Source organism: Pseudomonas sp. NPDC089401, assembly GCF_044749485.1.
Taxonomy (GTDB): domain Bacteria; phylum Pseudomonadota; class Gammaproteobacteria; order Pseudomonadales; family Pseudomonadaceae; genus Aquipseudomonas.
Map to the genome: position 1 here is coordinate 190,739 of NZ_JBIVIA010000007.1, position 25,293 is coordinate 216,031.

General features: G+C 64.8%; 28 protein-coding genes. 11 read left to right on the plus strand and 17 right to left on the minus strand.

Features of this window, described 5'->3' with window-relative positions; translation table 11 throughout:
- Nucleotides 1-86: 86 nt before the first annotated feature.
- From hisG to ACIP21_RS17525, 8 genes are all read right to left on the minus strand, one after another.
- Nucleotides 87-722: an ATP phosphoribosyltransferase gene (hisG, locus tag ACIP21_RS17490; RefSeq protein ID WP_400689913.1), complete on the minus strand. Its 636-nt coding sequence runs from the start codon at nt 720-722 to the stop codon at nt 87-89.
- A 92-nt stretch (nt 723-814) separates the two neighbouring features.
- Nucleotides 815-2,080: a UDP-N-acetylglucosamine 1-carboxyvinyltransferase gene (gene murA / locus ACIP21_RS17495; RefSeq protein ID WP_400689916.1), complete on the minus strand. Its 1,266-nt coding sequence runs from the start codon at nt 2,078-2,080 to the stop codon at nt 815-817.
- Between the two features lie 23 nt (nt 2,081-2,103).
- Nucleotides 2,104-2,343: a BolA family protein gene (locus ACIP21_RS17500; protein ID WP_003255121.1), complete on the minus strand. Its 240-nt coding sequence runs from the start codon at nt 2,341-2,343 to the stop codon at nt 2,104-2,106.
- Between the two features lie 118 nt (nt 2,344-2,461).
- Nucleotides 2,462-2,764, minus strand: coding sequence for a lipid asymmetry maintenance protein MlaB (locus ACIP21_RS17505; RefSeq protein WP_400689919.1), 303 nt, complete (start codon nt 2,762-2,764; stop codon nt 2,462-2,464).
- Entirely contained in the window at nt 2,761-3,408 is a 648-nt protein-coding gene (locus tag ACIP21_RS17510; protein WP_400689921.1) for a phospholipid-binding protein MlaC, read from the minus strand. Before ACIP21_RS17510 ends, ACIP21_RS17505 begins: the two co-directional genes overlap by 4 nt.
- Before the next feature lie 9 nt (nt 3,409-3,417).
- A complete protein-coding gene (gene mlaD, locus ACIP21_RS17515) occupies nt 3,418-3,903 on the minus strand; it encodes an outer membrane lipid asymmetry maintenance protein MlaD (protein WP_400689924.1) in 486 nt (161 codons plus the stop codon).
- On the minus strand, nt 3,903-4,700 hold the full coding sequence (gene mlaE / locus ACIP21_RS17520) for a lipid asymmetry maintenance ABC transporter permease subunit MlaE (RefSeq protein ID WP_400689927.1): 798 nt from the start codon (nt 4,698-4,700) through the stop codon (nt 3,903-3,905). Before mlaE ends, mlaD begins: the two co-directional genes overlap by 1 nt.
- Nucleotides 4,700-5,509, minus strand: coding sequence for an ATP-binding cassette domain-containing protein (locus ACIP21_RS17525; protein ID WP_043213285.1), 810 nt, complete (start codon nt 5,507-5,509; stop codon nt 4,700-4,702). The genes mlaE and ACIP21_RS17525 overlap by 1 nt, the downstream gene beginning before the upstream one ends.
- 248 nt (nt 5,510-5,757) lie before the next feature.
- Between ACIP21_RS17525 and ACIP21_RS17530 the strand changes: the two genes are divergently transcribed.
- The 10 genes from ACIP21_RS17530 (at nt 5,758) to ACIP21_RS17575 (ending at nt 12,772) form a co-directional block, all read left to right on the plus strand.
- The gene (locus ACIP21_RS17530; protein WP_400689930.1) at nt 5,758-6,732 is read left to right on the plus strand and encodes an SIS domain-containing protein; all 975 of its coding nucleotides are present in this window, start codon (nt 5,758-5,760) and stop codon (nt 6,730-6,732) included.
- A gap of 13 nt (nt 6,733-6,745) precedes the next feature.
- Nucleotides 6,746-7,270: a KdsC family phosphatase gene (locus tag ACIP21_RS17535; protein WP_400689933.1), complete on the plus strand. Its 525-nt coding sequence runs from the start codon at nt 6,746-6,748 to the stop codon at nt 7,268-7,270.
- An 8-nt stretch (nt 7,271-7,278) separates the two neighbouring features.
- Entirely contained in the window at nt 7,279-7,851 is a 573-nt protein-coding gene (lptC, locus tag ACIP21_RS17540; RefSeq protein ID WP_400689936.1) for an LPS export ABC transporter periplasmic protein LptC, read from the plus strand.
- Nucleotides 7,838-8,365 carry a lipopolysaccharide transport periplasmic protein LptA gene (gene lptA / locus ACIP21_RS17545; RefSeq protein WP_400689939.1) on the plus strand — a complete coding sequence of 176 codons (528 nt, stop codon included), beginning with the start codon at nt 7,838-7,840 and terminating at the stop codon, nt 8,363-8,365. The genes lptC and lptA overlap by 14 nt, the downstream gene beginning before the upstream one ends.
- A complete protein-coding gene (lptB, locus tag ACIP21_RS17550) occupies nt 8,366-9,091 on the plus strand; it encodes an LPS export ABC transporter ATP-binding protein (RefSeq protein WP_400689941.1) in 726 nt (241 codons plus the stop codon).
- Nucleotides 9,092-9,264: 173 nt separating this feature from the next.
- Nucleotides 9,265-10,758 (plus strand): RNA polymerase factor sigma-54, encoded by a 1,494-nt coding sequence (locus tag ACIP21_RS17555; protein ID WP_400689944.1) that lies wholly within the window; start codon nt 9,265-9,267, stop codon nt 10,756-10,758.
- Nucleotides 10,759-10,836: 78 nt separating this feature from the next.
- Nucleotides 10,837-11,145 carry a ribosome hibernation-promoting factor, HPF/YfiA family gene (gene hpf / locus ACIP21_RS17560; RefSeq protein WP_003255135.1) on the plus strand — a complete coding sequence of 103 codons (309 nt, stop codon included), beginning with the start codon at nt 10,837-10,839 and terminating at the stop codon, nt 11,143-11,145.
- Between the two features lie 12 nt (nt 11,146-11,157).
- A complete protein-coding gene (ptsN, locus tag ACIP21_RS17565) occupies nt 11,158-11,622 on the plus strand; it encodes a PTS IIA-like nitrogen regulatory protein PtsN (protein ID WP_400689946.1) in 465 nt (154 codons plus the stop codon).
- Nucleotides 11,623-11,624: 2 nt separating this feature from the next.
- Entirely contained in the window at nt 11,625-12,479 is an 855-nt protein-coding gene (rapZ, locus tag ACIP21_RS17570; RefSeq protein ID WP_400689948.1) for an RNase adapter RapZ, read from the plus strand.
- A 20-nt stretch (nt 12,480-12,499) separates the two neighbouring features.
- Nucleotides 12,500-12,772 (plus strand): HPr family phosphocarrier protein, encoded by a 273-nt coding sequence (locus ACIP21_RS17575; protein WP_400689949.1) that lies wholly within the window; start codon nt 12,500-12,502, stop codon nt 12,770-12,772.
- A gap of 154 nt (nt 12,773-12,926) precedes the next feature.
- On the opposite strand, the gene ACIP21_RS17580 is transcribed toward ACIP21_RS17575, so the two are convergent.
- The 6 genes from ACIP21_RS17580 to pmbA form a co-directional block, all read right to left on the minus strand.
- Complete coding sequence (locus ACIP21_RS17580; RefSeq protein WP_400690235.1) at nt 12,927-13,820, minus strand: ZIP family metal transporter; 894 nt, start codon at nt 13,818-13,820, stop codon at nt 12,927-12,929.
- 11 nt (nt 13,821-13,831) lie between these two features.
- Nucleotides 13,832-14,443: a superoxide dismutase gene (locus ACIP21_RS17585; RefSeq protein WP_400689952.1), complete on the minus strand. Its 612-nt coding sequence runs from the start codon at nt 14,441-14,443 to the stop codon at nt 13,832-13,834.
- A gap of 1 nt (nt 14,444) precedes the next feature.
- The gene (locus ACIP21_RS17590; protein WP_400689955.1) at nt 14,445-14,906 is read right to left on the minus strand and encodes a hypothetical protein; all 462 of its coding nucleotides are present in this window, start codon (nt 14,904-14,906) and stop codon (nt 14,445-14,447) included.
- A 30-nt stretch (nt 14,907-14,936) separates the two neighbouring features.
- Entirely contained in the window at nt 14,937-16,313 is a 1,377-nt protein-coding gene (locus ACIP21_RS17595) for a class II fumarate hydratase (protein ID WP_400689957.1), read from the minus strand.
- Nucleotides 16,306-16,707 (minus strand): FagA protein, encoded by a 402-nt coding sequence (locus ACIP21_RS17600; protein WP_400689958.1) that lies wholly within the window; start codon nt 16,705-16,707, stop codon nt 16,306-16,308. The genes ACIP21_RS17595 and ACIP21_RS17600 overlap by 8 nt, the downstream gene beginning before the upstream one ends.
- A gap of 220 nt (nt 16,708-16,927) precedes the next feature.
- Nucleotides 16,928-18,274 (minus strand): metalloprotease PmbA, encoded by a 1,347-nt coding sequence (pmbA, locus tag ACIP21_RS17605; protein ID WP_400689961.1) that lies wholly within the window; start codon nt 18,272-18,274, stop codon nt 16,928-16,930.
- A 109-nt stretch (nt 18,275-18,383) separates the two neighbouring features.
- Between pmbA and yjgA the strand changes: the two genes are divergently transcribed.
- The gene (gene yjgA, locus ACIP21_RS17610; RefSeq protein ID WP_400689964.1) at nt 18,384-18,905 is read left to right on the plus strand and encodes a ribosome biogenesis factor YjgA; all 522 of its coding nucleotides are present in this window, start codon (nt 18,384-18,386) and stop codon (nt 18,903-18,905) included.
- A 182-nt stretch (nt 18,906-19,087) separates the two neighbouring features.
- On the opposite strand, the gene tldD is transcribed toward yjgA, so the two are convergent.
- The 3 genes from tldD to ACIP21_RS17625 are packed head-to-tail and all read right to left on the minus strand — an operon-like array spanning nt 19,088 to nt 25,212.
- Complete coding sequence (tldD, locus tag ACIP21_RS17615; RefSeq protein ID WP_400689966.1) at nt 19,088-20,527, minus strand: metalloprotease TldD; 1,440 nt, start codon at nt 20,525-20,527, stop codon at nt 19,088-19,090.
- Nucleotides 20,528-20,529: 2 nt separating this feature from the next.
- Nucleotides 20,530-21,381 (minus strand): carbon-nitrogen hydrolase family protein, encoded by an 852-nt coding sequence (locus ACIP21_RS17620; RefSeq protein ID WP_400689968.1) that lies wholly within the window; start codon nt 21,379-21,381, stop codon nt 20,530-20,532.
- A 15-nt stretch (nt 21,382-21,396) separates the two neighbouring features.
- On the minus strand, nt 21,397-25,212 hold the full coding sequence (locus ACIP21_RS17625; RefSeq protein WP_400689971.1) for a YhdP family protein: 3,816 nt from the start codon (nt 25,210-25,212) through the stop codon (nt 21,397-21,399).
- Nucleotides 25,213-25,293: the final 81 nt, after the last annotated feature.

A 25,293-nucleotide genomic window follows, 5' to 3' on the forward strand; every position in this document is an offset into this window, starting at 1 on the left:
GGCTACCAGTCGATCCGCGCGGGCACCCGAGAAAAATGGCAATGACGCGGATAGACGGGCGCGACAGCGAAGGTCGCGCTCAGGAGTCAACCGCGGTGTCGCGATTCGACCGCTTTGCGCAGCGTGTCGATCAGGCTCTGGATGCGGGCGTGCTGCATCTTCATGGAGGCTTTGTTGACCACCAGGCGCGAGCTGATCGTGGCGATCAGGTCCTGGGGTTCCAGGCCGTTGGCGCGCAGGGTGTTGCCGGTGTCGACCACGTCGATGATCTTGTCGGCGAGGTTGATCAGCGGCGCCAGCTCCATCGAGCCGTACAGCTTGATGATGTCGACCTGACGGCCCTGTTCGGCGTAGTAACGCTTGGCCACGTTGACGAACTTGGTGGCGACGCGCAGGCGGCCCTTGGGCTCGGGGGCACCGGTGACACCCGCGGTCATCAGCTTGCACTGGGCAATCTGCAGGTCCAGCGGCTCGTACAGGCCCTGGCCGCCGTACTCCATCAGCACGTCCTTGCCGGCCACACCGAGGTCGGCGGCGCCATGCTCGACATAGGTCGGCACGTCGGTGGCACGCACGATCAGCAGGCGCACGTCGTCCTGCGTGGTAGGGATGATCAGCTTGCGGCTCTTGTCCGGGTTCTCGGTCGGCACGATACCGGCCTCGGCCAGCAACGGCAGGGTATCGTCGAGAATACGGCCTTTGGAAAGCGCGATGGTCAACATTGGAACGTCGGTCCTTAAGCGGCTACTGCCGGCCGGGCGTGTATCGCCCGACCGCATTCAATTCGAATGGCACATCCTTGTGCCAGGGGCGATCAGCCCGGTACGCGGCGGATTTTCGCGCCGAGCATCTGCAGTTTTTCTTCGATGCACTCGTAACCACGGTCGATGTGGTAGATGCGATCGATCAGCGTGTCACCTTCGGCGACCAGCGCCGACAGCACCAGGCTGGCGGACGCACGCAGGTCGGTGGCCATCACCGGAGCACCCTTGAGCGTCGGCACGCCGGTGACGATGGCGGTGTTGCCCTCGACCTGGATCTGCGCGCCCATGCGGTGCATTTCGTACACGTGCATGAAACGGTTTTCGAAGATGGTCTCGATCACCGCGCCGGTGCCTTCGGCAATGGCGTTGAGCGAGATGAACTGCGCCTGCATGTCGGTCGGGAACGCCGGGTACGGGGCGGTACGCAAGTTGACGGCTTTGGGCCGCTTGCCGTGCATGTCCAGCTCGATCCAGTCTTCGCCGGTGGTGATGTCGGCGCCCGCTTCCTTGAGCTTTTCCAGCACCGCCTCGAGGATGGTCGGGTCGGTGTCCTTGACCTTGACGCGGCCGCCGGTCACGGCAGCGGCAACCAGGTAGGTACCGGTCTCGATGCGGTCGGGCATGACGCGGTAGTGGGCGCTGTCCAGGCGCTCGACGCCATCGATGGTGATGGTGTCGGTGCCGGCACCCTGGACCTTGCCGCCCATGGCGTTGATGAAGTTGGCCAGGTCGACCACTTCAGGCTCGCGCGCGGCGTTCTGCAGCACGCTGCGGCCCTTGGCCAGGGCAGCGGCCATCATGATGTTCTCGGTACCGGTGACGCTCACGGTGTCGAAGAAGAAATGCGCGCCGCGCAGGCCGCCTTCCGGCGCTTCAGCCTTGATGTAGCCGCCTTCGACTTCGATCTTCGCACCCATCGCCTCGAGGCCGCGGATGTGCAGGTCGACCGGGCGCGAACCGATGGCGCAGCCGCCTGGCAGGGCCACTTCGGCCTTGCCGAAGCGGGCGACCATGGGGCCGAGCACCAGGATCGAGGCGCGCATGGTCTTGACCAGTTCGTACGGCGCGACCAGGGTCTTGATGGTACGCGGGTCGATCTCCACCGCCAGCTTCTCGTCGATCACAGGCTCGATGCCCATGCGCCCGAACAGCTCGATCATGGTGGTGATGTCGTGCAGGTGTGGCAGGTTGCCCACGGTGACCGGGCCATCGGCCAGCAGGGTCGCCGCCAGGATCGGCAGGGCCGCGTTCTTAGCGCCCGAAATGCGGATCTCGCCATCGAGACGAGCGCCGCCAGTAATAATCAGTTTGTCCATTGGTGTCTCGCCGCCAAGTTGGCTCAGGTGCGCTCAGCCCAGGCTGCGCTGCTGAAAAATTTCATGGTTACCGCATGGATGCTGCCATTGGCGATCCACGGATTCAGGTGAGCATAGATCGCCTGCTGACGCTTGACCGGGCTCAGGCCAGCCAACTCGTCGCTGATCACGTTCAACTGGAAGTTGCAGCCTTCGCCTTCAACTTCGACCCGGGATCCCGGCAATTTCTCTTCAAGGAAGCTCTTAACTTCTACGGCCTGCATGCTCAACCTCAATCGGCGCCCGATGCGCACGGGTCGGCCATCATACAAAAAAGCCCCTCGCCTGCGAAGCCCAACGAAGGGGCGCGCGACCGAGGGGCCTGTCATCACTGCCAAGCCATCAGCTTGCCAGCACCTCATCGAGGTCATAGACCCCGGCGATTTCCCGCATGTCATCGGGCATGCCACGCACTTCGAAGGCCTTGCCTGCAGCCTGGGCGTCGCGGATGAACGCCAGCAGCAGCGACAAGCCGACGCTGGTGGAATGCGCCACCGCCGAGCAATCCAGTACCAGTTGCGTTTCACGGCAGGCACCGATCAGCGCCTTGCCCTGCTTGCGCAGGCCCGGGCCACTGCGGTAGTCCAGCACGCCGGCCAGGCGCAGCACGCCCGGCTCGGCCATGCTCACGGCAGCCTCGGTCATTTTACGGTCTTCTCTGGCGAGCTGTCGGCGGCCTGCTTGGCCTTGGCCACTTCGCCGGCCCAACCGTCGATGGTCTTGTCCAGGTCGTTGCCATTGCGCTGCATGGCGTCGGCGAACTGGTCGCGGAACAGCTTGCCGATGTTGATGCCGTTGACGATGACGTTACGCACTTTCCACTCGCCACCCAGGTTTTCCAGGGTGTACTGGACCGGGTACACGGCGCCGTTGTTGCCGGTGACCTTCATGCCGACGCTGGCGCGCTTGCCGTCATCGGCCTTGGCCGGGTCGACACTGATGCCCTGGTTGTTGTACTCCAGCAGCGCGTTGCCATAGAACTGCATCAGGCTGCGCTTGAAGTTTTCCTGGAAGCGCTGCATCTGCGCAGGCGTGGCCTTGCGCGAATACTTGACGGTCATGATGCTCTTGGAGATGCCATCGGCGTCGACCACCGGGCCAAGGATGCGGTTGAGTGCATCGTAGAAGGCGTTCGGATTGGTCTTGTACTGCTCCTTGTTGGCCTTCAGGTCGTTCAGCAGTTCGGTGGTGGTGCCTTGAACCACGTCGTGCGGCGACTGCGCGGCCAGCGCCATCAGGGGAAAGGCCGCCAGCAGGACCAGCAGGCCACGTCGCAGGATCGAAATCATGGAAACTCCTTAATTAGCCGGTTGCGCTTCTTTCGGTTCCTTGCCAACGGAGTTGAGCAGGAACTTGCCGATCAGATCTTCCAGCACCAGGGCAGACTGGGTGTCGTGGATGGTCGCGCCATCCTTGAGCACCGCTTCCTCACCGCCCACGCTGATACCGATGTACTTCTCGCCAAGCAGCCCCGCCGTCAGGATCGAGGCGGTGGAATCGGTCGGCAGGTTGTTCACCGACTTGTCCAGCTGCATCGTCACCCGGCCGGTGAAGGAATCACGGTCCAGGTCGATGGCGGTGACCTTGCCGATCGTCACACCGGCCATGGTCACTTTAGCTCTGACCGTCAAACCGGCGATATTGTCGAAATATGCATCAACTTTATAGGTATCGCTGCTCGGGCTGGCCGACAGCCCGCTGACACGCAGGGCCAGCAGCAGCAGCGCCAGGATCCCGGCCAGGAGGAACAGGCCGACACCGATTTCCAGGGTGCGGTTTTGCATCAGAAATCTCCAAACATCAAGGCGGTCAGAATAAAGTCCAGACCCAGGACTGCCAGCGAGGCATAGACCACGGTCTTGGTGGTGGCACGGCTGATCCCTTCTGAGGTGGGTTCGCAGTCGTAGCCCTGGAATACGGCGATCCAGGTGGTGACGAAGGCGAACACCAGGCTCTTGATCAGCCCGTTGAGCACGTCACCGGTAAAGGAAACACTGTTCTGCATGTTGGCCCAGAACGAGCCTTCGTAGACGCCCAGCCAGTCGACCGCGACCCACGAGCCGCCCCAGATGCCGACCACGCTGAAGATCAGCGCCAGCAGAGGCAGCGAGATGAAGCCGGCCCACAGGCGCGGGGCAACGATGTACTTGAGCGGGTCGACGCCGATCATTTCCAGGCTCGACAGCTGCTCGGTGGATTTCATGTTGCCGATCTCGGCGGTCAGCGCGGAACCGGCGCGGCCGGCGAACAGCAGCGCGGTGACCACCGGGCCGAGCTCACGCAGCAGGGTCAGGGCGACCATCTGCCCGACCGCCTGCTCGGAGCCGTACTTGGTCAGGATGCTGTAGCCCTGCAGGGCCAGCACCATGCCGATGAACACGCCGGACACGACGATGATCGCCAGCGACAGCACGCCCACCGAATACAGCTGCCTGGTCAGCAGCTGGAAGCCGCCGCCGATGCCGCCGCGGCCGACCAGGGCATGGAACAGGAACAGGCAGGAACGCCCGAGCACCGCCAGCACGTCGATCGCCGAGCGACCGAACAGGCGGATACGTTCGAGAATGGATTTTCTGCGCATCAACGCGCCCCCAGCAGATCGGCGCGGTAGTCAGGCGCAGGAAAATGGAATGGCACCGGACCGTCCGGGTCGCCTTTCATGAACTGGCGGATACGCGGATTGTCCGAGCCCATCAGCTCGTCGGGCGTGCCCTGGCCCAGCACCTGGCCATCGCCCACCACGTAGATGTAGTCGGCGATGCTGGCGGTTTCGGCCAGGTCATGGGAAACCACGATGCTGGTAATGCCCAGGGCATCGTTGAGCAGGCGGATCAGCCGCACCAGCACACCCATGGCGATCGGGTCCTGGCCGACGAACGGTTCGTCGTACATCAGGATCTGCGGGTCCAGGGCAATCGCACGGGCCAGCGCCACGCGGCGCTTCATGCCGCCGGACAGCTCGTCCGGCATCAGGTCGATGGCGCCGCGCAGGCCCACGGCCTGGAGCTTCATCAGCACGATGTCGCGGATCATTTCGTCCGACAGCTGGGTGTGCACGCGCAACGGAAACGCGACGTTCTCGAACACATCGAGGTCGGTGAACAACGCACCGCTCTGGAACAGCACGCCCATCTGCTTGCGCGCGTCGAACAGGTCGCTGCGCGACAGGCTCGGCAGGTTCTGCCCGGCTACCCATACTTCACCGCTGGAGGGGCGCAACTGCGCGCCCATCAGGCGTAGCAACGTGGTCTTGCCGCAACCCGATGGCCCCATGATACCGGTGACCTTGCCGCGCGGGATGCGGATGTCGACATTGCTGAAAATGCTGCGCGAACCGCGCTTGAAGGTGACTCCCTTCAACTCGACCGCGTAGGCGCTATCCACACTCATCTAGACTCCTTGCTAGTGCAGCCTCGCACTCATGGACGCCGGCCCTCTTCTTCAAGGCACACAGCGACCCCGGCAGGCCGAATAGCGGCGAACTATAGCACCGCTGACAGCCCCGCCCCAAGGCCATGGCGAGAGTCGTTCAGGGCGCAGACAGACTTGCATGACAATTGATGGAGCAATCGAAAGCGTGAGGCTTTCTTCCATTGCAGCTATAATCGCCGCCTTTTAATCAGGCATTGCTTTTCGACATGAGCCAATCCAGCGAGCTGATCCTCTCCGCCCAGCGCACCCTGCGCCTGGAACTGGAGGCCGTAGAGGGCCTGGCGGCCCGCTTCGACGCCAATTTCGTCAAGGCCTGCGAACTGATCCTGGCCAGCAAGGGCCGCGTGGTGGTGGTCGGCATGGGCAAGTCCGGGCACATCGGCAACAAGATCGCCGCGACCCTGGCCAGCACCGGCACCCCGGCGTTCTTCGTGCACCCGGCCGAAGCCAGCCATGGCGACATGGGCATGATCACCCGCGACGATGTCATTCTTGCCCTGTCCAACTCCGGCAGCACGGCCGAGATCGTCACGCTGCTGCCGCTGATCAAGCGCCTGGGCATCCAGATGATCAGCCTTACCGGCAACCCCGACTCGCCCCTGGCCCAGGCCGCGGAGGTCAACCTCGACGCCAGCGTCAGCCAGGAAGCCTGCCCGCTGAACCTGGCACCGACCTCCTCGACCACCGCCGCCCTGGTACTGGGCGATGCACTGGCCATCGCCCTGCTCGAAGCGCGCGGCTTCACCGCCGAGGACTTCGCCTTCTCGCACCCCGGCGGCGCACTGGGCCGCCGCCTGCTGCTGAAGGTCGAGAACGTGATGCACGCCGGCGACGAACTGCCACAGGTACGCCGCGGCACCCTGCTCAAGGATGCCTTGCTTGAAATGTCTCGCAAAGGTTTGGGCATGACCGTGGTCGTCGAGGCCGATGGCAAACTGGCCGGGATCTTCACCGACGGCGACCTGCGCCGCAGCCTGGACCGCAACATCGACGTGCACACCACCCTGATCGACCAGGTCATGACCGTGCACGGCAAGACCGCCCGCGCCGAGATGCTCGCCGCCGAGGCCTTGAAGATCATGGAAGACCACAAGATCAGCGCCCTGGTGGTCGTCGACAAGCACGACTGCCCGACCGGCGCACTGAACATGCATGACCTGCTGCGCGCTGGCGTGATGTAAGGGAGAGACACAGATGACCCAGGACCTGATGCAACGCGGCAAGGCCATCAAGCTCGCCGTCTTCGACGTCGACGGCGTGCTCACCGACGGACGCCTGTATTTCCTCGAGGATGGCAGCGAATTCAAGACGTTCAACACCCTCGACGGCCAGGGCATCAAGATGCTCATGAATTCGGGAGTGACCACGGCAATCATCAGCGGGCGCAAGACCCCGGTGGTCGAGCGTCGGGCGAAAAACCTCGGCATCCCGCACCTTTACCAGGGTCGCGAGGACAAATTGGTCGTTCTCGACGGCCTGCTCGCCGAACTGGGCCTAAGCTATGAGCAAGTCGCCTACCTGGGCGACGACCTGCCCGACCTGCCGGTGATTCGCCGGGTGGGCCTGGGCATCGCGGTGGCCAATGCGGCGCCGTTCGTCCGCCAGCACGCCCACGGCGTGACCCAGGCGCGCGGCGGCGAAGGCGCGGCCCGCGAGTTCTGCGAACTGATCATGCAGGCCCAGGGCACCCTGGACGCTGCCAACGCCAACTACCTGTAAGGCCGCCCATGTTCAGCAAGAAAGCCCGCAACATTGCGCTGCTCGCGGTGATCGCCGCCCTGCTGGCGGCGATAGGCTACTGGAACGTCAGCCCGGAGAGCTTCCTCGACCAGCCCGTGGCGCAGGTCGACGAAAGCGCCATCGACTACTACGCGATCAACGCGCACAGCGTGCAGTTCCTGCCTGACGGCAAGCTGCAGTACGAGATGACCGCCGACAAGGTCGAGCACATGAAGGCCACCGAGGTTACCCTGGTGACCACCCCGGACCTGCACCTGTACCGCGGCACCGCCTACCCTTGGCATGTGCAGAGCGTGCGCGCCGAGGTCAATCCGGACGGCACCGAAGTCGAATTGATCGACAACGTGCGCGTGGCGCGCACCGACGAAAAGAACCGCGACACCATCATCACCAGTTCGCGCATGACCGTGTTCCCGCAGAAGCAATATGCGCAGACCGAGCAAGCCGTTAGAATCGACGGCGCCGGTGGCACAACTACGGGCAAAGGAATGAAAGCGTATTTGAAAGAAAGCAAGATCGACTTGCTCTCTAACGTAAGAGGACAGTATGAGGCTCGTTAAAACCCTCCCCCTTTTGCTCAGCCTGAGCGCGGCAGCACTGGGAAGCGCGAGCGCCTTCGCCCTGCCGAACGACCGTGACCAGCCGATTCGCATCCAGGCCGACAACGCGCACCTGGACGACAAGCAAGGCGTGGCCACCTACACCGGCGACGTGATCATCACCCAGGGCTCGATGATGATCAAAGGCAACACCGTGACCATGACCCGTGCCGCCAACGGCGACATCGACGTGGTGACCTCGGTGGGCAACCTGGCGTACTTCGAGCAACAGCAGAGCGCGGCCAAGCCCGACAAGATGAAAGGCTGGGCGGTGACCATCCAGTACCAGGCGCAGAAGGACATCGTCATTCTCACCGACCGCGCCAAGGTCGAGAACGAAGGCAACACCACCGAAGGCGAGAAGATCGTCTACAACACCAAGACCCAGGTGGCGACCGCCGGTCGTGGTGGCAACGTGACTCAGCCACGTCAGCGCATCGACATGGTGATCCAGCCGAAGAAGAAGGCCGAGTAAATGGCAACCCTCAAAGCCCAGCACCTGGCCAAGAGCTACAAGGGCCGCCAGGTCGTGCGTGACGTCAGCCTGTCGATCGACAGCGGCCAGATCGTCGGCCTGCTCGGCCCCAACGGCGCCGGCAAGACCACCTGCTTCTACATGATCGTCGGCCTGGTCCAGGCCGATCAGGGCCGCGTGCTGATCGACAACCTCGATGTCAGCCACCAGCCCATGCACGGTCGCGCCCGCGCCGGTATCGGCTACCTGCCGCAGGAAGCCTCGATCTTCCGCAAGCTGTCGGTGGCCGACAACATCATGGCCATCCTCGAGACCCGCAAGGACATCGACCGCGAAGGCCGGCGCAAGGAGCTGGAAAGCCTGCTGCAGGAGTTCCACATCAGCCACATCCGCGACAACCTCGGCATGAGCCTGTCCGGCGGCGAAAGACGCCGCGTGGAGATCGCCCGCGCCCTGGCGACCGCGCCCAAGTTCATCCTGCTGGACGAACCCTTTGCCGGTGTCGACCCGATTTCCGTGGGCGACATCAAGCAGATCATCCACCACCTCAAGGCCAAGGGCATCGGCGTGCTGATCACCGACCACAACGTCCGCGAGACCCTGGATATCTGCGAAACCGCCTACATCGTCAACGATGGCCAGCTGATCGCCGAAGGCGATTCCGAAACCATCCTGGCCAACGAACTGGTAAAAGAGGTTTACCTGGGCCACGAGTTCCGACTCTGACCCCGGGCCGCCTGGAGCACTGGCAAACGCTTCCCTTCGGGGCTTTAGTTGCTACAGTGCTCTAGGCAAACGCTACAATTTAAGGCATAAAACTTGCTTGAATTTGGCGCCCCGGCGCCCTCGTGTAGTGGATGGCGCATGCGCGCCGGCGAACAAGGTATTAAGCCCCAGCCATGAAACCATCGCTCGTCCTAAAAATGGGCCAGCAACTGACGATGACCCCGCAGTTGCAACAGGCCATCCGCCTACTTCAGCTCTCCACCCTGGACCTTCAACAGGAAATCCAGGAAGCGCTGGAGTCCAATCCGATGCTCGAACGTCAGGAAGACGGCGACGACTTCGACAACAGCGACCCGATGGCGGACAACGCCGAGAACAAGCCGGTCGCCGAAGTCCAGGACACCAGCTTCCAGGAAAGCACCGCCAGTGCCGAGAACCTGGAAGACGGTGAGTGGAACGAGCGAATCCCCAACGAGCTGCCGGTCGACACCGCCTGGGAAGACATCTACCAGACCAGCGCCAGCAGCCTGCCAAGCAACGATGACGACGAGTGGGACTTCACCACCCGTACCTCGGCCGGCGAAAGCCTGCAGAGCCACCTGCTCTGGCAGCTCAACCTGGCGCCGATGTCCGACACCGATCGCCTGATCGCCGTTACCCTGATCGACAGCATCAACGGCCAGGGCTACCTGGAAGACAGCCTCGAGGAAATCTGCGCCGGCTTCGATCCGGAGCTGGACATCGAGCTCGACGAGGTCGAGGCCGTGCTGCACCGCATCCAGCAGTTCGAGCCGGCCGGCGTCGGCGCTCGTACCCTGGGCGAATGCCTGCTGCTGCAGTTGCGCCAACTGCCTGCCGACATCCCGTGGATGAGCGAGGCGCAGCGCCTGGTCACCGACTTCATCGACCTGCTCGGCAGCCGCGACTACAGCCAGCTGATGCGCCGCATGAAGCTCAAGGAAGACGAGCTGCGCCAGGTCATCGAACTGGTGCAGAGCCTCAACCCGCGCCCAGGTTCGCAGATCGAGTCGAGCGAACCGGAATACGTGGTGCCGGACGTGATCGTGCGCAAGGACAGCGAGCGCTGGCTGGTCGAACTCAACCAGGAAGCGATCCCGCGCCTGCGGGTCAACCCGCAGTACGCCGGCTTCGTCCGCCGCGCCGACACCAGTGCCGACAACACCTTCATGCGCAACCAGCTGCAGGAAGCGCGCTGGTTCATCAAGAGCCTGCAAAGCCGCAACGAGACGCTGATGAAGGTCGCCACGCAGATCGTCGAACACCAGCGCGGCTTCCTCGACCACGGCGACGAGGCGATGAAGCCCCTGGTGCTGCACGACATCGCCGAAGCGGTGGGCATGCACGAGTCGACCATTTCGCGGGTCACCACGCAGAAATACATGCACACCCCGCGTGGCATCTACGAACTGAAATACTTTTTCTCCAGCCACGTCAGCACCGCCGAAGGCGGAGAGTGCTCGTCCACGGCGATCCGCGCGATCATCAAGAAACTGGTTGCGGCGGAAAATCAGAAAAAGCCATTGAGTGACAGCAAGATCGCTGGTTTACTGGAGGCACAAGGCATCCAGGTAGCCCGTCGCACCGTCGCCAAGTACCGCGAGTCCCTCGGCATCGCACCGTCGAGCGAGCGCAAGCGACTGATGTAGCCCCTGGATGTGCCACAGCGTTTGTGGGGCAGGTGCAACACCTGCCTCTTTATGCACGGGCAACAAAGGAGAAGCTGTATGCAAGTCAATATCAGTGGACAGCATGTAGAAGTCACCCAGCCACTGCGCGATTACGTGCTTGAAAAGCTCGCCCGCGTGGAAAGTCACTTCGACAAGATCACCAACGTGCAGGTCATCATGAAAGTCGAGAAGCTGCAGCAGAAGGTCGAAGCGACCCTGCAGATTCCAGGCGGTGAAGTGGTAGCCAATGCGGAACACGAAGACATGTATGCAGCGATCGACGCCTTGGCCGACAAGCTCGACCGCCAACTGAAAAAACACAAGGAAAAACAGCAAAGCCTGCTGCAAGGTGCAGCCGCCCGCTGACCCCTCTCATCCATGATCCGACTTGAAACCATCCTGACCCCCGGCCGTTCCCTGGTGAACGTGCCGGGCGGCAGCAAGAAGCGCGCCCTGGAAAAGGTCGCCACCCTGATTGCCGAACAAGTGCCCGAGCTTGAGATGCAAGACGTCTTCGAAAAGCTCATCGCCCGCGAAAAACTGGGTTCGACCGGTTTCGGCAATGGCATCGCCATTCCCCACTGCCGGCTCGAAGGCTGCGCCGCCCCGGTAAGCGCCCTGTTGCACCTGGATGCCCCGATCGACTACGACGCCATCGATGGCGCCCCGGTCGACCTGCTGTTCGTCCTCCTGGTGCCAGAAGCCGCCACCGATGCCCACCTTGAACTGCTGCGCCAGATCGCCAGCATGCTCGATCGCAAGGAGGTTCGTGATCGCCTGCGTGCCGCCGTAAGCAGCGAGGCCCTCTACCAGGTTGTCCTGGACGCACAGAACGAGCACTGAACATGCGCCTGATCATCGTCAGCGGCCGGTCCGGCTCCGGCAAGAGCACCGCCCTCGATGTACTGGAAGACAACGGCTATTACGTCATCGACAACCTGCCGGCCGGGCTGCTGCCGCAGCTGGCGGAAAATGCGCTGATCAATACCGAGCTTCAGCAACCGAAGGTGGCGGTCAGTATCGACGCACGCAACCTGCCAAGCCATCTGTCCCGCTTCCCCGAGCTGCTCGAGGAAGCCCGGGCACGGCACATCCAGTGTGACGTGCTGTACCTCGACGCCGACGAGGACACGCTGCTCAAGCGCTTCTCCGAAACCCGCAGGCGCCACCCGCTGACCAATGCCGAGCGCTCGCTGGCCGAGGCCATCCGCGTGGAAACCGAACTGCTGGGCCCGATCGCCGACCTCGCCGACCTCAAGGTCGACACCACCCGCCTGAACCTCTATCAACTGCGTGACACGCTCAAGCTGCGCCTGCTCAACCAACCCGAACCCGGCACGGCGTTCCTGGTCGAGTCGTTCGGTTTCAAGCGCGGCATGCCGGTCGACGCCGACCTGGTGTTCGATGTGCGTTGCCTGCCCAATCCTTACTGGAAGCCGGAGTTGCGCGAGCATTCGGGCCTGGAGCAACCGGTGATCGACTACCTGGCCGCACAGCCGGATGTCGAGGAGATGTTCAACGACATCTCCAGCTACCTGCTCAAATGGCTGCCCCGCTTCGCCGCCAGCAATCGCGCCTATGTCACCATCGCCATTGGCTGCACCGGCGGCCATCATCGCTCGGTATACATCACCGAGCGCCTGGGCCAGGTGTTGCAACAGTCGCTGAAAAACGTCCAGGTCCGCCACCGCGACCTCTAACCCACAGGATCCACCCCACGATGCCCGCCCGCGAAATCACCATCATCAACAAGCTGGGGCTGCATGCCCGGGCGGCAGCCAAGTTCGTCGGCGTGGCCGGGAAGTTCCCCTGCCAGGTCCGCGTCGGCCGCGCCCCCGACAAGATGGTGGACGGCAAGAGCATCATGGCGGTGATGATGCTGGCGGCGGGCAAAGGCACCCAGGTGCACCTGATGACCGAGGGCGAGCAGGATGACGACGCCCTGGAGGCGCTGGTGGCGCTGATCAACAACTATTTCGACGAAGGCGAGTAAGCCCAAAGACAGCGCGATTGTAGGAGCGGCCTCGTGTCGCGAAAGGGCTGCGAAGCAGCCCCAGCATTTCATTGCAGCTGCGGTCCGGGGCCGCTCTGCGGCCCTTTCGCGACACAAGGCCGCTCCTACAGAACCGCGTTACGAAGACGGGTTTTCAGGACATCGCCGTGTCCATCACCATCATCAGGCAGAAGCCGATGCACAGCCCCAGGCTGGCCAGGCGGTGATTGCCGTTGCTCCGCGACTCGGGAATGATTTCCTGCGTCACGACCAGCAACATCGCCCCCGCCGCGCAGGCCAGGCCCAGCGGCAACAGCAGTTCCGCCACATTCACCAGCCAGGCGCAGACCACCGCTGCGAGCGGCTCGACCAGCCCCGATGCGGCGCCGATCAGGAACGCCTTGAATCGCGGCATCCCCGCCCCCGCCAGGACCAGAGCGATCACCAGGCCTTCCGGTACATCCTGCAAGGCAATGCCCATCGCCAGGCTGTCCGCATCGGCCATGCCACCGCCAGCGGACACACCGATGGCCATGCCTTCAGGTATGTTGTGGGCAATGATGGCGATCACGAACAACCAGATCCGCGCAGCGATCACGGGCTGGTTCCCGGTGCCGACCAAGGCTTCCGGCGATGCGCCGGAAACCTTGAGGTCGACCAGGAACAGGCACAATGCACCGAACAGCAGCCCGAAACTGATCAGGCCACCAGCGCCCCACTGGCTGAAACCGATCGACTGGGCCGCATCCAGCCCGGGAATGATCAGGGAAAATGCCGTAGCCGCCAGCATCACCCCGGCACCGAAGCCCAGCAAGGTATCGGCCAGGGCCACCGGCATATTGCGGATCACCAGCACCGGTACCGCACCCAGCGCCGTACCCAGCGCACACAATGCACCGCCCTCCAGGGCACGCAGCATGCGCGGCTCCAGGTCCAGCCAGGCGATACCCCGTGCCAGCAGCAGCGCAGTGCCGGCCAGCAACAGCAAAGTCCCCAGCGCCAGGCGGAACAGGCGCACACTGCTGACCGACATCACCTCGGAGCGCATACCGGGCCGACTCACTTCAGGGCTTCGTGATAGCGGCGATCCACTTCCGCCCAGTCGATCACGTTGTAGAAGGCGCCGATGTATTCAGGGCGACGGTTCTGATACTTCAGGTAGTAGGCGTGTTCCCACACGTCCAGGCCAAGGATCGGTTCGTTGCCATGCATCAGCGGGCTGTCCTGGTTACCGCTGCTTTCCACCACCAGCTTGCCCTGCGGGGTAACGCTGAGCCAGGCCCAGCCACTGCCGAAGCGGGTCAGCGCGGCCTTGGTGAAGGCATCCTTGAAGGCTTCGAAACCGCCCAACTCGGCATCGATGGCCTTGGCCAGCTGGCCCTGTGGCTGGCCACCGCCGGTGGGCGACATGACGGTCCAGAACAGGCTGTGGTTGGCATGACCGCCGCCGTGGTTGGTGACCGCGCCACGCAGGTTCTCGGGCAGTTGCTTGACCGCCCCTACCAGCTTCTCCACCGGCCATTCAGCCCATTCGGTGCCCTCGATGGCCGCATTCAGGCCATTGACGTAGGTCTGGTGGTGCTTGGTGTGGTGGATTTCCATGGTCTGCGCATCGATGTGCGGCTCCAGGGCATCGTAGGCGTAGGTCAGTGCAGGCAAGGTATGCGGCATGTCAGTGAATTCCGTAGAGAGGGGTTCTGGGCGCCAGGGCCGGCTGGGCAGCGAGTTCGCTGGCCTCGCTGCCGTGGCGATCGAGCAGGCGCTCGGTGCGTGGGTACTGGCCGTACTCGGCGATGAAACTCAACAGTTCGGTGTAGGTGCGGCTGCTGTGGCGCAACGCGGCATCGCGCAGCGCCTGGGGCAGACGCGCTTCCTGGCTGGCCTGGAGCAGCCGCTGATGAGCGGCGCACAGATAGTCGGCGCTCTCGTGCGGCTGGTTCAGGCGCAGGTGCAGGTCAGCCAGGTTGTGATGGGCGATGACCAGCGCGGCCACCGCTTCATCAACGTCATGCCAGCGCTCGAACAGCACCTGGGCCAATGCCAGCGCTTGCAGGTAATGCTCCCGGGCATCGACCAGTTCGCCCTGCTCGAACAGGCGGTTGGCGATTTCGGTGGTGCGTCTCCAGTGCTGCATGACGTGTCTTCTCCTGAGCGCTGTCGCGGGTCAGATACCGCCGGCGGTGAGTTTTTCCGGGTCCAGCAGGGCTTCGAGCTGGTCACGCGAAAGGTCGGTGTGCTCCAGCGCCACATCGATGATCGGCCGGCCCTGCTGGTAGGCGGTCTTGGCGATCTCGGCGGCCTTGAGGTAACCGATGATCGGGTTCAGCGCAGTGACCAGGATCGGGTTGCGCGCCAGGGCCTCCTTGAGCTTGCCTTCGTTGACCTTGAAGCTGGCGATGGCCTTGTCGGCCAGCAGTCGGCTGGCATTGGCCATCAGCTCGATGCTTTCCAGCAGGTTGCGGGCGATCACCGGCAGCATCACGTTCAGCTCGAAATTGCCCGACTGGCCGGCGATGGCGATGGTGGCGTCGTTGCCGATCACTTGCGCAGCAACCATGGCGGTGGCTTCCGGGATCACCGGGTTGACCTTGCCCGGCATGATCGAGGAGCCCGGCTGCAGGCCTTGCAGCTCGATTTCACCCAGGCCGGCCAAGGGCCCCGAGTTCATCCAGCGCAAATCGTTGGCGATCTTCATCAGCGCCACGGCCGTGGTCTTGAGCTGGCCGGACAGCGCCACGGCGGTGTCCTGGGAGCCGATCAGGGCGAACAGGTTGCGCCCCGGGGTGAACTCGACCTGGGTCAGGCTGCTCAGCTGGCGGGCGAAGCCGGCGGCGAACTGCGGATGGGCGTTGATCCCGGTACCCACGGCGGTGCCGCCCTGGGCCAGGGCCTGCAGGCTCGGCAAGGTCGCCTCGAGGTGCGCCTTGGCGCCGTTGACCTGCGCCGCCCAGCCATCGAGCACCTGGCTCATGCGCACCGGCATGGCGTCCATCAGGTGCGTGCGGCCGGTCTTGACGTACTGATGCACCTGCGCCGACTTGGCCTCGATCACCTGCACCAGATGCCCCAGGGCCGGCAGCAGCTGTTCGTGCAGGGCCAGGGCGGCGCTGACGTGGATGGTGGTCGGGATGATGTCGTTGCTGCTCTGGCCGCAGTTGACATGGTCGTTGGCGTTGACCGGCTCGCCGAGCACGCGGCTGGCCAGGGTGGCGATGACCTCGTTGGCGTTCATGTTCGAACTGGTGCCGGAACCGGTCTGGAACACATCCACCGGGAAGTGCTGGATGAAGCCCTCGCCCAGCAGCTGCTCGACCGCCTTGACGATGGCCTCGCCCTGCCCCGCCGTCACCTGCTCCAGTTCGATGTTGGCCTTGGCCGCGGCGGCCTTGGCCAGCAGCAGGGCGCGGATGAACTGGGCCGGCATGCGCTGGCCGCTGATCGGGAAGTTGTCGACCGCGCGCTGGGTCTGGGCGCCGTACAGGGCCTGGGCCGGCACCTGCAGTTCACCCATGCTGTCACGCTCGATACGGGTATCACTCATCATCAAATCCTTGCATCAGTTCATCGGGAGAAATCGACGGCAGCAGGCGGCAATTGGCCAACTGCAGGGCATAGGGCTGCCAGCGCTGGTTCTGTTCGCGGCGGTCGAGGTTGCGCAGGTCGAGCAGCGGCCGCCACGCCTGGTCCAGGCACAGGCAGCGCCAATGCCACGGCAACATGCGGTCGCTGGCGGTGTCCAGCAGCAGGCGGAAAGAGGTCAGCGCCACGGTCCATGGCGAAGTTTCGGTGCAGCACACCAGGTAACGGCCTTCGGCCAGGTAGTGCTCGATCAGGCGCGGCTCGTCGGGTTCGAGGGCGCAGCGGATGCGCCGGCTGAGCCAGCGCCAGTTTTCCAGGTAGGGCAGTTCGCGCAGGACGGATTTCATGAACATCATCGCCGGGTGACTGGATAATGATATTCATTATTAAGTGATAAATAGAATCACTTCAAGTGCGACGTGACGAAAGAAAAACCCGGCGCGATGGCCGGGTCTGGGTTTCATGCAAGATTTTCAGCGGCTGTAGCGGCCTCTTCGCGGGTAAACCCGCTCCCACAGGTATTGCGATCCCTGTGGGAGCGGATTTACCCGCGAAAGGGCCGGCACAGGCGACAAATCAGCTACCGGCGACCGTCATACGCTCGATCAGCACCGACCCCGTGTGGATGTTGCTACGGGTTTCAAGATCGTTACCGATCGCGACAATCTGCTGGAACATGTCCTTCATATTGCCGGCAATGGTCACTTCCTGCACCGCGTGCTGGATCTCGCCGTTCTCGACCCAGAAGCCCGCCGCGCCGCGCGAATAGTCGCCGGTGACCATGTTCAGCCCATGCCCCATCAGCTCGGTCACCAGCAAGCCGCGGCCCATGCGGCGGATCAGTGCCGCCTGGTCCTCGACGCCATGGGTGACGAAAAGGTTGTGCACGCCCCCGGAATTCGCCGTGCTCGGCAAGCCCAGCTTGCGCCCGGAGTAGGTGCCCAGCAGATAGGACACCAGCTCACCCTTGTCGACGAACGGCTTGGCGTAGGTCGCCAGGCCATCCCCATCGAACGCCGCGCTGCCCAAGGCACGCGGGATGTGCGGGCGCTCGTCGAGGGTCAGCCAGGAAGGGAACAGGCGCTGGCCGATGGCGCCGTCGAGGAACGACGACTTGCGGTACAGGTTGCCGCCCGAAATGGCCGACAGGAAGCTGCCGAACAGGCCACCGGCAAGCTCCGCGGAGAACAGCACCGGCACTTCGCAGGTCGGCACCGGTCGCGCACCAAGGCGGCTGGCCGCGCGCTGGGCGGCGCGCACGCCAATGCTGCGCGGGTCGGCCAGCAGGTTGCCCTGGCGATTCACGTCATACCAGTAGTCGCGCTGCATCTGCCCTTCGCCCTCGGCGATCATCACGCAGCTCAAGCTGTGCCGGGTCGAGGCGTAGCCACCGATGAAGCCGTGGCTGTTGCCGTAGACGCGGCAGCCCTGGTGGGTGTTCAGGGTGGTGCCATCGGCGTTGAGGATGCGCTTGTCGGCCTCGAACGCCGCAGCTTCGCAGGCCAGCGCCATCTCGATGGCCGCATCCGGCTCGATGTCCCAGTCGTGGTACAGGTCCAGGTCCGGGATCTCGCGCGCCATCAGCGCAGCATCGGCCAAGCCCGAGCATTCGTCTTCGGACGTGTGTTTGGCAATCGCCAAGGCCGCAGCCACGGTTTCGCGGATGGCCTCAGGGCCGCTCGCCGAGGTGCTGGCCGAGCCCTTGCGCTGGCCGACATAAAGGGTGATGCCGAAACCCTGGTCGCGATTGAACTCGACCGTCTCGACCTCGCGCTGACGCACGGTGGTGGACAGGCCCTGCTCCAGCGACACTGCCACCTCGCAGGCACTGGCGCCTTGCTTGCGGGCCTCTGCAATGATCGCCTCGACCTGCTCCTGCAACGCCGGCAGGTCCTTGGGGCCTACGCTCTGGACTGCACTCATGGTTTTCTCCACTCAAATTCTGCGTTCGGCTGCGGGTCATTCAGCGACCGGGCCGGACAAGCGGCCCCCGACTGGTTATCATGGCGGCGATTTCTAGCGGACTGCCACCATGGTTGATTCATACGACGACGCCTTCGACGGCGAAAAAAGCAAAACCCAGATCAAGCGCGAGCTGCATGCGCTGGTCGAACTCGGCGAGCGCCTGACCACGGTCAAGGCCGACACCCTGGCACGCCTGCCGCTCACCGACGAGCTGCGCAAGGCCCTGGCCGACGCCAGCAAGCACACCGCCCATGGCGCTCGCAAACGCCACATGTCGTTCGTCGGCAAGCTGATGCGCGACCAGGACCTGGACGGCATCCACGCCGTGCTCGAACAGATCGACAGCTCCAGCCGCCAGTACAACGAGCGCTTCCACAACCTGGAACGCTGGCGCGACCGCTTGATCGATGGCAACGACGAGGACCTGGAGCGCTTCGTCAACGACTACCCCGAGACCGACCGCCAGCAACTGCGTTCGCTGATCCGTCACGCCCAGCACGAGAAGGCGCGGAACAAACCGCCGGCTGCTGCGCGCAAGGTGTTCAAGTACATCCGCGACCTCGACGAGATGCAGCGCGGCCTGCGCTGACCCCTGCCGCCGACCGCTTGCAGGAGCGGCCTTGCGTCGCGAAAGGGCCGCAGAGCGGCCCCGGGATTTCAGCGACAGCGCCGCAAAGCGGCCCCGGGATGTCAGCGACAGGGCAAAAATGGCTGGGGCTGCTGCGCAGCCCTTTCGCGACGCAAGGCCGCTCCTACGGGCAGCCCGCATCATCAAGCGCCGGTACCGCCCACGGTGATCGCGTCCAGCTTCAAGGTCGGCTGCCCGACGCCCACCGGCACCGATTGCCCATCCTTGCCACAGGTTCCCACGCCACTGTCCAGCGCCAGGTCGTTGCCGACCATCGACACCCGGCTCATGGCCTCGGGGCCGTTGCCGATCAGCGTTGCGCCCTTGACCGGCGCGGTGATCTTGCCATCTTCGATCAGGTAGGCTTCGCTGGTCGAGAACACGAACTTGCCGCTGGTGATGTCCACCTGGCCGCCGCCAAGGTTGGCGCAATAGATGCCCTTCTTGACCGAGGCGATGATTTCCTGCGGGTCGCTTTCGCCGGCACGCATGTAGGTGTTGGTCATGCGCGGCATCGGCAGGTGCGCATAGGATTCGCGGCGGCCGTTGCCGGTCACCGCCATGCCCATCAGCCGCGCGTTGAGCTTGTCCTGCATGTAGCCCTTGAGGATGCCGTTCTCGATCAGCGTGGTGCATTCGGTCGGGGTGCCTTCGTCGTCGACGCTCAGCGAGCCGCGGCGGCCTTCGAGGGTGCCGTCATCGACGATGGTGCACAGGCTCGAGGCGACCTTCTCGCCAATGCGGCCACTGAACGCCGAGCTGCCCTTGCGGTTGAAGTCGCCTTCCAGGCCGTGGCCGACCGCCTCGTGCAGCAGCACGCCCGACCAGCCCGACCCCAGTACCACCGGCAGGGTACCGGCCGGCGCCGGGATCGCTTCAAGGTTCACCAGGGCCTGGCGCAGGGCCTCCCTGGCGTAGCCCATGACCCGCTCTTCGCTGAAGAACCGGTAGTCGGTACGCCCGCCACCGCCCTGCCCGCCGCGCTCGCGGCGGCCATTGTGCTCGACGATGACGCTGACGTTGAAACGCACCAGCGGGCGCACGTCGGCGGCCAGGCTGCCGTCGGCGGCAGCGATCAGGATCCGCTCCCAGACCCCCGCCATGCTCACGCTGACCTGCTGGATACGGGGATCGAGCGCGCGGGTGGCGGCGTCGACACGCTTGAGCAGTTCGACCTTCTCGGCACGGCTGAGCACGTCCAGCGGGTTGTCCGGCGCGTACAGCGCGGTCACGTCCTGGCTGCGGAAGGCCTGTACCGTACCGTTCTGGCCGGCACGGGAAATCGAGCGGGCGGCACGGGCCGCCGAGGTCAGCGCCTCGAGGTTGATCGCATTGCTGTAGGCGAAGCCGGTCTTCTCGCCGGACTGGGCGCGCACGCCCACGCCCTGGTCGAGGTTGAAGCTGCCTTCTTTGACGATGCCGTCTTCCAGCGCCCAGGTTTCCGATATCTGGCCCTGGAAATACAGGTCGGCGGCGTCGATGCCAGGGCCGGCCAGCTCGCCCAGCACGCTCTGCAGGCTGTCGAGGGTCAGTCCGCCCGGGGCCAGGAGCTGCTCGCTGACGGTGGATAACATCTGGCTCATAGTCACTCCGAGGTGTGCGCAGGCCGCAAGGCGTCCTGCGAGAAAAAGCGCCGGTGCGAAGCGACCGGCATGCGCGCCCGGATGGACGCCTGTTCATCAATATCGCGCTCGGCAAGCAATACCGCTTCGCCGTGCGCCTGTTCGGCGACGATCCGCCCCCATGGGTCGACGATCGCCGCATGCCCGTGGGTTTCCCGCGGGCCTGGATGGGTGCCGCCCTGGGCGGCGGCCAGTACATAGCACTGGGTCTCGATGGCCCGGGCACGGATCAGCACTTCCCAGTGCGCCGCACCTGTGACCGCAGTAAAGGCAGCCGGTGCCGTGATCAGTTCCGCGCCGGCACTGCGCAGCGCGCTGTACAACTCGGGGAAGCGCAGGTCGTAGCACACGCTGAGCCCCAGGCGCCCCACCGGCGTGTCGGCCACCACCACCTGCCCGCCGTGGGCGTAGTCGTCGGACTCGCGGTAGCGGCCACGGTTGTCGGCCACGTCCACGTCGAACAGGTGCAGCTTGTCGTAACGCGCCGCTACTTCGCCGTGTTCGTCGATCAACAGCGAGCAGGCATGGGCCTTGGCCTCGGGCCGGCCGGCAGGCGGCAGCGGCAAGGTGCCGGCAACTATCCATAATCTGAGGTCACGGGCGGTGCGTTTCAACCAGGGCAGGATCGGCCCTTCTCCGCGGGCCTCCGCCCGGCCGATGGCCGCGGCGTCCTTGCGCCCCATGGCGGCGAAGTTCTCCGGCAGCACCGCCAGCCGTGCGCCACCCAGCGCGGCCTGTTCGAGCAGGGCGCCGGCACGTGCCAGGTTGCCCGATACATCGTCCTGGCTGACCATCTGGATGACCGCTGCCTTCATGGGCACTCCCGGGGGTTATTTGTCGAAAGGTTTCACAAAGGTGATTCTAGGCTCTTTCCACGGCCCTTCGACGCGATAGTGCACGCTGGCGAAGCGCGAGACCCGGTCACCGATCAGACGATCGACCAGGAACAGCGCACCGCCTACCGCTGGCGCACCGACGATCAGCGCAGCCAGCGGCAGGTTGTTGGTCACTGGCAGGCTCACCTGCAGGTCGGCATTGACCTGGTCGCGCACCAGGTCCAGGGTGCCTTCCAGCTCGAAATTGCTCGACGGCCCGGCAACGCTGATCGGTTCGCGGGTCACGTAGACACCCTCGCTGGCCACCAACAGGCCCTTGATCCGATCATAGGCCAGGCCTTTGGCGAACAGGTCGGAAAAGTCCAGGCGCAGGCGCCGGCCGATCGAGTTGAAATTGAGCAGGCCAAACACCCGCAGGGCCTGGGCGCCGCCTTCGACCTCGACGATCTGCCCGGTGCGCAGGGACGCATCCATGCTTCCCGAGAAGCGCTTGAGCGCCACCCAGGCCGGCGAACCGGGCCAGCGGCCATCGACATCCAGGCGGAAATCGCGGCTGGTCACGGTCGGCGCAAAGCCCCAGGCCTTGAGCACGTCGGCCAGGTTCTTGCCCTCCAGGCGCCCCTTGTACCAGCTGCTGGTGGCGCCGGTTTCGCCCTCCCAGGCGCCGCTGCCATCGATGCGCAGGCCCTTGAAGTCGACGTTGATGTCCTGGGCCGCCACACCGCGCGTGGCCGGGCGCAGTTTCAGCGCGGCGCTGCCATACAGGTCATCGCCGCGGTACAGCTTGTCGATGGTCAGGTCCAGCGCCGGGACTTTGCGCGGGTCGAACGAGGCCAGCGGGTCGGGGCCCTCCTCCGACTGGGTTTCGGCCGGGTCGGCGGCGGGCAGGCGCAGGGTCTGCAGGCGCACCGTCAGCGGAGCGCCCTTGGCGTCCGGCAGGCGCGCATTGCCGATGACTTCCTTGCTGTCCAGGCGCAGGTCCCAGGCCGGGCCGCCACGGGCCAGGCGGATCACGGCCTGGTTGAGGTCCATGCCGAAGGCCTTGAGCTGGCCGATGCTCAGGTCGACACCCAGCAGGTTCTGCCGCGCATTGCCGCCCGGGTCATCACCGGCGAAGCGCGCCGCCTGTGCTTGCCACGGCGCCAGGTCAAGGCTGTCCAGCCGGCCCCTGACGCGCAGGCCCTGGCTCGCGGGCAACTGCGCCTGCCCCGCGCCCAGCAGCAGTTCACCGCGGCCCTGGTTGAGCTTCTCGAGCGGGGCGGCGTAGGCGAAGCGCGCCAGGTCGACATAAGCCGCATCGAAGCGCCGCTCCGGCCCCTGCAGGCTCATGCTGAACTGGCTGTCGCGGGTGTCCGCTGCTGCCTTGCCAAAGGGCGCCGGCAGGTCGATCGCCAGGCCTTTGAGCGACGACTTCACGCTCAGGCTGTTGTCGCGCCCACCTAGGTTGACCTGCAACTGGTAGGGGATATCGCCTGACGCCGGCAGGGTCTGCTTGAACTGCAGCCAGTCGGTGAGGGCCTTGAGCGGCGCCTGGCCGCTGGCATTGATGCGGGTCTGCATCTGCCCGACCTGCCCTTCGGCGGTGATCTGCGCGGTGACCGGTTTGCCAAAGGCCTGCAGGCTGATGTTCTTGCCGTTCAGGCCCTTGTCGAAGTCGAAGCTGAAGTCGCCCTTCAAACGCGTCAGGTCGAGGCTCGGCGGCGCTACCTTGAGGCGTGCATCGCGGGTGGCGAAGTCCACCAGCACCTTCGGCCGCTCACCGTGGGCCAGGGGAATGTCCAGCTTGACCTTGCCCTGGAGCGGCCCTTCACCTTCCCAGCCGGCGAAGATCTCGCCCGTGCCGATCGGGGCCTCCTTGAGGATCTTCAGGCCATCGCCGAGGCTGCCGTCGAAATCGCCATCCAGGTACAGGTGACTGTGCTGGCCCGCCTCGACGTGGGGAATGTCGACGCTGACGTCGCTGACCTGGGTATCGAGCAGCAGGCCCTTCTGCGCCTTGATGCGCACGCCGCTGTCTTCGATCAGCACATCGCCGTCGACGTGCTGCACCTGGGGCCAGCCCGGCTGGAAGTCCAGCGCGGCGTCACGCACCTTGAAGAACAGGCTGAGGCTGTGCGATGCCGGTGGCGCACCATGGTTGATCGACCCTTGGTACTGGAAGTAACCCTGGTCGACGTTGCCTTTGACGATGGCGCTGCGCAGCCACTCGTCCAGTGCCGGGCTGAGGACTTCGGGCAGGTACTTGGCGGTGTAGCGGCCATCACCTTCGGTCAGGCCCACCCGCAGGTCCATGTAGCTTTCCGCGCCTGGTTCGAACAACAGACGGATCAGGAAGTCTCCGGCGATCTTGCCCTCGTCGCCGAGCACCTTGAGGTAGGGCGCGACCAGGGTGAAACCGTGCTTGTCGAGGGTCCAGGTCAGCCGTGCGTTGGCCTTCTGGTACTGCCAGGGTTTGCCGAAGATCGGGTACAGGTGCAGCATGAACGCATCGGTATCCAGGCGCAGCTCGCCCTGCCCCAGGTTGCCGCTGATGCTGCCGCTGACGTTTCCGGCCGCTGGCGCGCCATGGTAGGCATCGAATCCGACCTTCTCCAGGTTGGCAGCGAACTGCAGGCGCTGGTCACCCTCGGCTTTCGGCCTTATGTCCAGGCGCACATTGCGCAGCGCGCCGGTGACCTTGAGCGCATCGACCACGGTCATCAGTTTTTCCGGCAGCGGTGCCAGGCCGTCGATCAGCGGGGTCAGCGGGGTGAGGTCGAGGCGGTCGGCCTGGACCTGCCAGGTCTCGTCGGCCGCCGTCTCGCCCGGGCGCTGGCTGACTTGCAGGTGCGACTCCCAGCGGGTCTTGCCGATGCTCGCGGCCAGCGAGTCGACAGCCACATCGAACCCCTGATCGCGACGCTGGAACCAGGCATTCAGGGCCAGGTCGTCAAGGCTCACTGCCTTGCGGTCGGCGTAGGCGCCGCGCAGCTCCGGCGCATTGAGGCGGGCCACCGCCTGCTGCAACTGGCCCTCGCGCCAGTCGACCCAGAATTCGCCTCCGGCACGCAGCGCCTCGGCACGCCACTGGCCGAGCAGGCGCGGTGGCAACCAGCGCGCCCAGTCACTCTGCGGCAGGCTCAGGTAGGCCTGCACCGCCCCCTCCCGCCAGGCCTGCGCACGGGCCTGGCTACGCAGGTTGACCGCCAGTGGCTGGCCGTCGGGCAGGGTCGCGCGCAGGTCAAGGGCCTGGCGCGAGGCGCCGGCCTGCAGGCCGAGACTGACATAGGTAAGGGTCAGCGGGTCGCGCTGCCAAGGCTGCAAGGTGACCTGGCTGTCGAACACATCGATGCGCCCCAGCTGACGCAGGCGCTGCAGTACATCAGCAGGATCGAGCGGCGCGTCATCCTTTTTCGGCAGGCCCTCCAGGGCCCAGCCACCCTGCTCGTCCTCGCGCAGGATCAGTTGCAGGCCGCCCAACTGGATGCGCGCCAGGCGCACTTCGCGGGAGGTCAGGCTGGCCCATAGGTCAGGCACCAGCTTGACGTCGTCCAGGCGCAGGGCCGAGGCCCCCTCGCCCAACTGCAGGTCGCGCACGCGCAACACCGGCGCCAGGCCGCTCCAGCGCCCTTCCAGCGCCCCCACATGCACCGGCAGGCCCAACGCCTGCTCGGCCTTGGCCTCCACGTCGGCACGGTACTCGGCCACCAGCGGCACCAGTTCGCGCCCCAGGCTGACATACAGCGCCACCAGCACCGCGAGCAAGGCACAGATGCCCAAACCCCAGCGGGTCAAGGCAACCAGAACGCGGTTCAGACGTCCCATGGCCATTGCCCTCCAGGTCGTTTATCCATGATGGCTCGCGGTGCCGGTTTTACCAGCGCGACCGCCATGGGGCGGGAATCAGGAATC

Excerpts from the sequence above, each read along its gene's own strand:
- hisG (WP_400689913.1), bottom strand. The coding sequence starts at position 722 with ATGTTGACCATCGCGCTTTCCAAAGGCCGTATTCTCGACGATACCCTG.
- murA (WP_400689916.1), bottom strand. The coding sequence starts at position 2,080 with ATGGACAAACTGATTATTACTGGCGGCGCTCGTCTCGATGGCGAGATC.
- ACIP21_RS17500 (WP_003255121.1), bottom strand. The coding sequence starts at position 2,343 with ATGCAGGCCGTAGAAGTTAAGAGCTTCCTTGAAGAGAAATTGCCGGGA.
- ACIP21_RS17505 (WP_400689919.1), bottom strand. The coding sequence starts at position 2,764 with ATGACCGAGGCTGCCGTGAGCATGGCCGAGCCGGGCGTGCTGCGCCTG.
- ACIP21_RS17510 (WP_400689921.1), bottom strand. The coding sequence starts at position 3,408 with ATGATTTCGATCCTGCGACGTGGCCTGCTGGTCCTGCTGGCGGCCTTT.
- mlaD (WP_400689924.1), bottom strand. The coding sequence starts at position 3,903 with ATGCAAAACCGCACCCTGGAAATCGGTGTCGGCCTGTTCCTCCTGGCC.
- mlaE (WP_400689927.1), bottom strand. The coding sequence starts at position 4,700 with ATGCGCAGAAAATCCATTCTCGAACGTATCCGCCTGTTCGGTCGCTCG.
- ACIP21_RS17525 (WP_043213285.1), bottom strand. The coding sequence starts at position 5,509 with ATGAGTGTGGATAGCGCCTACGCGGTCGAGTTGAAGGGAGTCACCTTC.
- ACIP21_RS17530 (WP_400689930.1), top strand. The coding sequence starts at position 5,758 with ATGAGCCAATCCAGCGAGCTGATCCTCTCCGCCCAGCGCACCCTGCGC.
- ACIP21_RS17535 (WP_400689933.1), top strand. The coding sequence starts at position 6,746 with ATGACCCAGGACCTGATGCAACGCGGCAAGGCCATCAAGCTCGCCGTC.
- lptC (WP_400689936.1), top strand. The coding sequence starts at position 7,279 with ATGTTCAGCAAGAAAGCCCGCAACATTGCGCTGCTCGCGGTGATCGCC.
- lptA (WP_400689939.1), top strand. The coding sequence starts at position 7,838 with ATGAGGCTCGTTAAAACCCTCCCCCTTTTGCTCAGCCTGAGCGCGGCA.
- lptB (WP_400689941.1), top strand. The coding sequence starts at position 8,366 with ATGGCAACCCTCAAAGCCCAGCACCTGGCCAAGAGCTACAAGGGCCGC.
- ACIP21_RS17555 (WP_400689944.1), top strand. The coding sequence starts at position 9,265 with ATGAAACCATCGCTCGTCCTAAAAATGGGCCAGCAACTGACGATGACC.
- hpf (WP_003255135.1), top strand. The coding sequence starts at position 10,837 with ATGCAAGTCAATATCAGTGGACAGCATGTAGAAGTCACCCAGCCACTG.
- ptsN (WP_400689946.1), top strand. The coding sequence starts at position 11,158 with ATGATCCGACTTGAAACCATCCTGACCCCCGGCCGTTCCCTGGTGAAC.
- rapZ (WP_400689948.1), top strand. The coding sequence starts at position 11,625 with ATGCGCCTGATCATCGTCAGCGGCCGGTCCGGCTCCGGCAAGAGCACC.
- ACIP21_RS17575 (WP_400689949.1), top strand. The coding sequence starts at position 12,500 with ATGCCCGCCCGCGAAATCACCATCATCAACAAGCTGGGGCTGCATGCC.
- ACIP21_RS17580 (WP_400690235.1), bottom strand. The coding sequence starts at position 13,820 with ATGCGCTCCGAGGTGATGTCGGTCAGCAGTGTGCGCCTGTTCCGCCTG.
- ACIP21_RS17585 (WP_400689952.1), bottom strand. The coding sequence starts at position 14,443 with ATGCCGCATACCTTGCCTGCACTGACCTACGCCTACGATGCCCTGGAG.
- ACIP21_RS17590 (WP_400689955.1), bottom strand. The coding sequence starts at position 14,906 with ATGCAGCACTGGAGACGCACCACCGAAATCGCCAACCGCCTGTTCGAG.
- ACIP21_RS17595 (WP_400689957.1), bottom strand. The coding sequence starts at position 16,313 with ATGAGTGATACCCGTATCGAGCGTGACAGCATGGGTGAACTGCAGGTG.
- ACIP21_RS17600 (WP_400689958.1), bottom strand. The coding sequence starts at position 16,707 with ATGATGTTCATGAAATCCGTCCTGCGCGAACTGCCCTACCTGGAAAAC.
- pmbA (WP_400689961.1), bottom strand. The coding sequence starts at position 18,274 with ATGAGTGCAGTCCAGAGCGTAGGCCCCAAGGACCTGCCGGCGTTGCAG.
- yjgA (WP_400689964.1), top strand. The coding sequence starts at position 18,384 with ATGGTTGATTCATACGACGACGCCTTCGACGGCGAAAAAAGCAAAACC.
- tldD (WP_400689966.1), bottom strand. The coding sequence starts at position 20,527 with ATGAGCCAGATGTTATCCACCGTCAGCGAGCAGCTCCTGGCCCCGGGC.
- ACIP21_RS17620 (WP_400689968.1), bottom strand. The coding sequence starts at position 21,381 with ATGAAGGCAGCGGTCATCCAGATGGTCAGCCAGGACGATGTATCGGGC.
- ACIP21_RS17625 (WP_400689971.1), bottom strand. The coding sequence starts at position 25,212 with ATGGCCATGGGACGTCTGAACCGCGTTCTGGTTGCCTTGACCCGCTGG.